This window comes from Chamaesiphon sp. OTE_20_metabat_361 (assembly GCF_031364565.1).
Genome location: NZ_JANLWO010000175.1, coordinates 1 through 5,616, shown reverse-complemented (window position 1 = coordinate 5,616; position 5,616 = coordinate 1). Strand labels below are relative to the sequence as shown.

4 protein-coding genes and 1 pseudogene are annotated in these 5,616 nt (G+C 47.5%); 1 reads left to right on the top strand and 4 read right to left on the bottom strand.

From position 1 onward, the window contains the following. The 4 genes and pseudogenes from RMO35_RS04840 to RMO35_RS04825 form a co-directional block, all read right to left on the bottom strand. Positions 1-410: pseudogene (locus tag RMO35_RS04840) on the bottom strand (serine--tRNA ligase); the annotation flags it as partial. A 292-nt stretch (positions 411-702) separates the two neighbouring features. Further along, positions 703-1,068, bottom strand: a complete 366-nt coding sequence (locus RMO35_RS04835; protein ID WP_309738950.1) for a DUF565 domain-containing protein — start codon at positions 1,066-1,068, stop codon at positions 703-705. A gap of 5 nt (positions 1,069-1,073) precedes the next feature. Further along, on the bottom strand, positions 1,074-2,792 hold the full coding sequence (locus RMO35_RS04830; RefSeq protein WP_309738949.1) for a DUF3685 domain-containing protein: 1,719 nt from the start codon (positions 2,790-2,792) through the stop codon (positions 1,074-1,076). A 77-nt stretch (positions 2,793-2,869) separates the two neighbouring features. Continuing rightward, the gene (locus RMO35_RS04825; protein WP_396135601.1) at positions 2,870-4,093 is read right to left on the bottom strand and encodes an FAD-dependent oxidoreductase; all 1,224 of its coding nucleotides are present in this window, start codon (positions 4,091-4,093) and stop codon (positions 2,870-2,872) included. A gap of 164 nt (positions 4,094-4,257) precedes the next feature. Here RMO35_RS04825 and gcvT point away from each other — a divergent pair, with 164 nt between their 5' ends. Beyond that, on the top strand, positions 4,258-5,367 hold the full coding sequence (gcvT, locus tag RMO35_RS04820) for a glycine cleavage system aminomethyltransferase GcvT (protein WP_309738947.1): 1,110 nt from the start codon (positions 4,258-4,260) through the stop codon (positions 5,365-5,367). The last annotated feature ends 249 nt before the right edge of the window (positions 5,368-5,616 follow it).

The following is a 5,616-nucleotide window of genomic DNA, read 5'->3' as shown; positions in this document are numbered from 1 at the left end:
ATATATTCGTCGCCCCACTTGCGTAGCTCGACGTTCTCCTCTTCACCTTTCCCGATCGGGGTAGTATCGCTAGGGAGGTTGGGTAGTTGTAAAATCAGGGTGAGAATCTGTGCTTTGAGTTCGCGCTCGGCTGGCTCTAGTTCGCTCAGTTGCGCTTTCACCTGATTGCCTTCGTCTTTGAGGGTTTGAATCTCGGGTGCGGTGGCGGCGACTCCCGCTCGCATCTGCTCGCCGACGAGTTTGCCGATTTCGTTACTGCGGGCTTGTAGTTGACTACGGGTAGATTCTAGCTCGCGTTGGCGTTTATCCAGAGTGAGGATGGGTTGAATGTCGTAGACACCCACTCCTCGGAGATCTAGTTTTGTCTGTACTAATTCTGGATTTTCTCGAATCTGTCTGATGTCCAGCACCGCTTTTACTCTATCTAAACTACACCACTAGCTATATCTTACGATCGTCTCGTCCAGATTGAGTCTCGATCGGCAATGAATTATTAATTACTTAGAGAGTGTTTGAAAAGTATAGATTGAATCCCCCCAATCCCCTTGAAAAGGCTACCATATATACACTTTGGTGAGAAGCGAAATTGGTGGAAATCCCCCAAACCCCCTTAAAAAGGGGGCTAAGATTCAGTTAAAGTCCCCCTTAAGAAGGGGGATTTAGGGGGATTCAGATCTAGAAGCGAAGCAATTAGACTTTCTCTTAACTGCCGAGTTTAAAGGCTTCGACAAATAATCCATAAACTAGTCCCAATTTCAGGCTATTTAAAATCGCCACCCAAAATGGACGTTGACCGATAATAGCAGTGTCTTCTACTAGTTGTCGCCGTCCAAATCTCGTCCCATAAGTAAGCCAAGAGATCGATTCGACAATCGTGAGTAAAACTAGACTGATGACACTATCTAGATTAGTTCTTTGTCCCGTAGTTGTGGAAATCGCCGATGCTAGAAAGTTCCCAAATAATAAGCTAATAATAATCAGCGATAGTCGTCGCCACGGATTTTCAGCCCACCGCGTAAGTTGGTTGCCAAGGCGATCGATTAATGTAGTGAGACGAGTATTTTGCACGGCTTTTATCTCCGAATTCGATTAGTTTCTTGCCAAATATTACCGATGCCTTTGATGATACCTCTTCCGATTAAACCGATGCCGCGTCCGATAATTTCGGTAAGTAAGTAGATGACCCCACTACCAAGAAATGTTGTGGCTGATGTCAACCGGGGTGAGATTGCATCTCTAACTTCGAGGGTTAATGTGACTACCAAGGGAATTCCGGCTAGGCGTTCCAATTCTTCAGGACGTGGTGCATAAATAGCAATCCGTTTAATCCCATAATCTGTGAAGATAAACAATCGATATTGGCTTTCAAAAATTGCTTGCGGTTCGCCGATATAACGATCGATCCGATACCGCCAGGATAGATCGTTCCGAAAGCGTTCGATATCGCGACTAGATAGCAACCTGCGATCGTAAAATCCCGATTTCATCGATTCTAAATTTCCAAAGCGATTTAGTAATGGTTGCATGACGGCATTCGCCATCTGGATTGTCAGGTTTTCGAGGAGGAGACACGCCCGATCTTCGGCGATGCTACTGCCAAATGTCCCGATCGTATTGTCGATCGTTAAGGGTGTTTTAAATAATAAGTAATTTAATAAGTCGAGCGATTGCGGAATTTTAGCTAAAATTTCAGCTTGGACGATCGCGGTATCTTGGAGTAAGATGGGAATAATTTCGACATATCGATCGTTAATCGAGAGGGTGTGGTATCTGCCAAAAAAATCGGTCGTTACTGACACCCATAAATCCAGCATAAGCGCAGATTGCTTAGCTGCTAATTGCTCGATCTTTACTTGCGAAAAGCGCAGTTCATCTAACATTCCTTCAAACTGTTTGAGGATTAGATAAAATAATTCGCGCTTCTTATCCGAGCGCAAAATGTCAATTTCTAGGGCAGTCGGCGTAAGATTTTCTAAGCTCGATTGTAACTTTATGGCAATTCGATCGAATAAAGATTGAGCTAATCGATCTGAACTAATCGAGACAATTTGTAGTGGTGCTGCGACTAATTGCGAGGGTAAATCTGGTACGCTATTTACTGATGCAGTTGCTGGTAGTAGTCGATCGATCAGCCAGCGAGCGGTATTTAATTCGCGCTTGCGTCCGGCTAAAATCGCTCGATCTAGTTCGGACAGATCGCCATCGAGCTGGCTATTTACCTGCATAAGTGTAGTTTCAATCTGCTGAAGACTTGCCAATCTCAATCGATCGCGAATATTACTAACTAAATTACGCGAACTTGGCTTACTACCGATCGTTATCTGTTGCAAAATTGCTGGTGTCCAACTAGTTTCACCCGCAGCAATTCGACGGATACAGCTCACCAAATCGAGAATCGAACTACCCCGCACACAATAGCCTTCAATTCCACTTTGAAATAGTGCAGCTAACTCAGGACTTTGGGCGGTAGCTAGTATTAAAATCGGTAAATTGGGATACTTGGCTTTAACTTGTTGACAAAACAGGAAACTCGATCTATCTTGCAGCGACAAATCCAATGGTAATCCATATAAAATTAGATCGATGTCACTAATTTTATCGTTGTTTTCGAGTAAAAATTGCCAAGCCCGATCGACATCTTCAGCTTCCGCAGCCACTTGGAGATCTGGAAACCGATTCAGACAAGTTATCAATCCCGATCTAATTACTGGATCGGATTCGATCGCTAAAATTCTCATGGAGCGATCCTCTACAGGAGCGGCTGCGCCAAACATAGGGGGAGTTTCTGCCATTGACACGCGAATTGCACTGTTGAAGCATCGCCAGTTAGGGACAATTACCGATTAATTGCCCATACATCTTACCCTCTTCAGACCGTTAAAGATACTGACGTAATTCCTCGCCGTAACTGGAGTTGACGATCGATCCAAGATTGCCGAATCCGGCGTTGGAGGAAGGGGATTGAGGGTACGATCCGACTCGCACCGTAGCGCAGTAAGGGATAATTTCGCAACAGTTCGCCTTGGGCGATTTCGGCACGCTGGAGCTGTTGGACTTTGATGATTTCTGGTTCGCGTTCGGCTTGAATTTGCGGCAATACGCGATCGAGTGCCGCAGATGCAAATGACGATTGCTGGAATAATGGTACTAGATGATTGGCAGCGACGATCGCATCGCGTAAGGACATATTAATCCCCTGGGCGCGAATGGGCGACATTGGATGCGCTGCATCGCCCAGCAGGAGCAGTCCGAGCATATGCCAGCGCGGCGCACGCCCCACCGTCACCGATAATAAAAATGGTTTCTCCAGCGAGTCAGCTTGCTCTCGAAATACAGCCGCTAACCAATCGGGGGAAGCTGTCGCCAATTTTTCCACCCAATCCAACTGTTGCCACGCCTTATCAGCAGGTGCTGACTCCTCCCGCTCCAACGACCAGCCGACTTGCAACTGTCCTTCCGAACCTAAAAATAAGCCAAAACCATCGCTCCCAGCCAGCACCGAATAAAAGATATTTTCAGCTTCAAAAGGCTGGCTGCTAGCGAGCTTAAACCACAGAATATCATAGCTTTGCGGTTCGCGATCGAGGTCTAGATTTGCCCGCTGGCGGACGATCGAATTGCGCCCATCCGCCCCAATTACCAGATCTGCCCAGATCGATCGATTATCGCCTAAAGTTACACCCACGACCCGATCTTCAGCCCATACTAAATCCCGTACCGCCGTACCATCAATAAATTCAAAATTCGGACACTGACTAGCTCGTGCTAATACCGCAGCTAAAAAAGCTGGCTGTGAGATTAGCGTACACGGCTTCCCACCCGGCTCCATCGGTTCGTCAACGCGAAACAAACGGCGGCTTTCGATAATAAACTCCCACGCATCGAGAGCGCGATGGGGAATGTCCGCAATAACGTCACTTAGTCCCATTTGCTCGATCGCTTCTAAGCCGCTGGGCATCAACGCTTCACCCCGAAAAGTCCGTTGAAAGCTGCGCGAAGCCTCCACTAATTTGACCTGAATACCGCGCTGAGCGAGCAACATTGCCAGCGTCAAACCCGCAGGCCCTGCACCGATAATGACGACCTGGCTTATCTGTTGTTGTGGCAAGAGACGTGACTCACTTAAATTAGGATACTGGTACTCATTTTAAAATGGGTTTGGGCGATCGGCACATCTGCCGCGATCGGGTGTTTTCGTGGTAGTAATATGTAAGAATCGATCGCTGTAAATCTTTCCCAGCAAAACTTGAAAATTCGATGGCTCAACTAGAATTGCCTCCACCATTACGAACACCATTGTACGATCGCGCGATCGCCATCGACGCGAGAATGACTGCCTTTTCGGGGTGGGAGATGCCCGTGCAGTTTAGTGGGATTACCGCCGAGCATGAAGCCATTCGCGATCGTGCGGGGATGTTTGATATTTCCCATATGGGCAAGTTTACGCTGCGCGGCGATCGGGCAATCGAGCAGCTTCAGGGTTTGGTGCCTTCGGACTTGAGTCGGCTCCAGCCGGGACAAGCGCAGTATACCGTGTTATTAAATCCCCAAGCGGGAATTATCGATGACATCATCGTCTATCAGGAGGGCGATGGCAACGTCGTTTTGATTGTGAATGCGGGCACCAAAGATAAGGACAAAGACTGGTTGCTGGCGCATCTAGACCTCACACAGGTCGAATTTACAGATCTTACTGCCGATCGCGTGTTAATTGCCGTCCAAGGGCCAGAAACAGTCGGTCATCTTCAGGCATTAGTAGATATCGATCTGACTAAGCTGACGAATTTCGGTCATTCTAGCGCTTTAATTTTTAAAAACCCCGCTTTTATCGCCCGGACTGGCTACACTGGCGAGGATGGCTTTGAAATCATGGTAACACCCGAAATCGGTGTCAAATTGTGGGATGCCCTTTTAGCATCGGGCGTCACGCCTTGCGGTTTAGGCGCGCGCGACACGCTCCGATTGGAGGCGGCGATGTGTTTGTACGGTCAGGACATTAGCGACACTACCACGCCGCTAGAAGCTGGCTTAGGTTGGGTAGTGCATCTTGATACCAAGGGTGATTTTATCGGGCGCGATGTTTTGGAGCGGCAAAAGACAGCCGGAGTCAGCCGCAAATTAGTCGGACTGAATATGCAGGGGCGATACATCGCTCGTCATGACTATCCAGTCGCGATCGAAGGTCAAACTGTAGGGATTGTCACTAGTGGTACCATGTCTCCAACACTCGGACAAGCGATCGCTCTTGCCTATATACCAGCGGAATTTGCCAAGTTAGGGCAAATAGTCGAAGTCGAAATTCGGGGCAAGTTACATCCAGCGACTGTCGTTAAAAAACCATTTTACCGCTCTACCAATCGCGTCTAAGTGGGTAGGTAATGGGTAAAACCTAAATGGTGGGCAGTGATAAGTCAATAGGTAATGGCTGAAACCTAGATGGTGGGCAGTGCCTACATGATTAGATTTGCTTTAGGTTTTAGGCTTTAGGTTTTAGTCGTGTCGTCCCAGTAGGGTGGGCACTGCCCACCATCTACATTTGACTACCAATTATCAATTATCAATTAATTTTCCAATTTGCCCAATCTTGGGGTTTGAGGAAAACATCATAGAGCTGGG

Bases quoted from the DNA above. Each gene is read 5' to 3' on its own strand.
- RMO35_RS04830 (WP_309738949.1), bottom strand. From the start codon at position 2,792: ATGGCAGAAACTCCCCCTATGTTTGGCGCAGCCGCTCCTGTAGAGGAT.
- gcvT (WP_309738947.1), top strand. From the start codon at position 4,258: ATGGCTCAACTAGAATTGCCTCCACCATTACGAACACCATTGTACGAT.